At 67.1% G+C, this 1439-nt stretch carries 1 protein-coding gene; it reads right to left on the reverse strand.

Going from position 1 to position 1439, the window contains the following annotated elements; all coding sequences use genetic code 11:
- On the reverse strand, nucleotides 1–1439 hold a 1439-nt coding region (locus tag AR333_RS24065; protein WP_216638996.1), incomplete at both ends, for a hypothetical protein.

Consider the following 1439-nt stretch of genomic DNA (forward strand, 5'->3'; position numbering starts at 1 on the left):
AGCTCCCGTGGCACCTGTTGCTCCATCGGCTCCTGTTGCTCCTGTTGCTCCATCGGCCCCCGTTGCGCCCGTTGCTCCATCGGCCCCCGTTGCGCCCGCTGCTCCATCGGCCCCCGTTGCGCCCGCTGCTCCATCGGCCCCCGTTGCGCCCGTTGCTCCATCAGCTCCCGTAGCACCTGTTGCTCCATCGGCTCCCGTAGCACCTGTTGCTCCATCAGCTCCCGTGGCACCTGTAGCTCCGTCAGCTCCCGTTGCGCCTGTCGCTCCGTCGCCTCCCGTGGCACCCGTCGCTCCGTCAGCTCCCGTGGCACCTGTCGCACCATCTGCTCCCGTTGCACCCGTCGCTCCATCAGCTCCCGTAGCACCTGTTGCTCCATCAGCTCCCGTGGCACCTGTAGCTCCGTCAGCTCCCGTTGCGCCCGTTGCTCCGTCAGCTCCCGTAGCACCCGTCGCTCCGTCAGCTCCCGTTGCACCCGTCGCTCCGTCAGCTCCCGTTGCGCCTGTCGCTCCATCGGCTCCTGTTGCTCCTGTCGCTCCATCGGCTCCCGTAGCACCTGTCGCTCCGTCAGCTCCCGTTGCGCCCGTTGCTCCGTCAGCTCCCGTAGCACCCGTCGCTCCGTCAGCTCCCGTTGCACCCGTCGCTCCGTCAGCTCCCGTTGCGCCTGTCGCTCCATCGGCTCCTGTTGCTCCTGTCGCTCCATCGGCTCCCGTAGCACCTGTCGCTCCACCGGCTCCCGTAGCACCTGTCGCTCCATCGGCTCCTGTGGCGCCCGTCGCTCCATCAGCTCCCGTAGCACCTGCTGCTCCATCGGCTCCCGTGGCACCTATTGCTCCGTCAGCTCCCGTGGCACCTGTTGCTCCATCGGCTCCCGTGGCACCTGTCGCTCCATCGGCTCCCGTAGCACCTGTTGCTCCATCGGCTCCCGTGGCACCTATTGCTCCGTCAGCTCCCGTGGCACCTATTGCTCCGTCAGCTCCCGTGGCACCTGTTGCTCCATCGGCTCCTGTTGCTCCTGTTGCTCCATCGGCTCCCGTAGCACCTGTTGCTCCATCGGCTCCTGTGGCGCCCGTCGCTCCATCAGCTCCCGTAGCACCTGTAGCTCCATCGGCTCCCGTGGCACCTGTTGCTCCATCTGCTCCCGTTGCGCCCGTTGCTCCATCGGCTCCCGTTGCACCTGTTGCTCCATCGGCTCCTGTTGCTCCTGTCGCTCCATCGGCTCCCGTAGCACCTGTCGCTCCACCGGCTCCCGTAGCACCTGTCGCTCCATCGGCTCCTGTGGCGCCCGTCGCTCCATCAGCTCCCGTAGCACCTGCTGCTCCATCGGCTCCCGTTGCACCTGTTGCTCCGTCAGCTCCCGTGGCACCTGTAGCTCCGTCAGCTCCCGTTGCGCCCGTTGCTCCATCGGCTCCCGTAGCACCTGTTGCTCCATCGGCTCGTC

Source organism: Paenibacillus sp. FJAT-26967 (assembly GCF_001541095.1).
In the GTDB taxonomy this organism is placed as follows: Bacteria; Bacillota; Bacilli; order Paenibacillales; family NBRC-103111; genus Paenibacillus_F.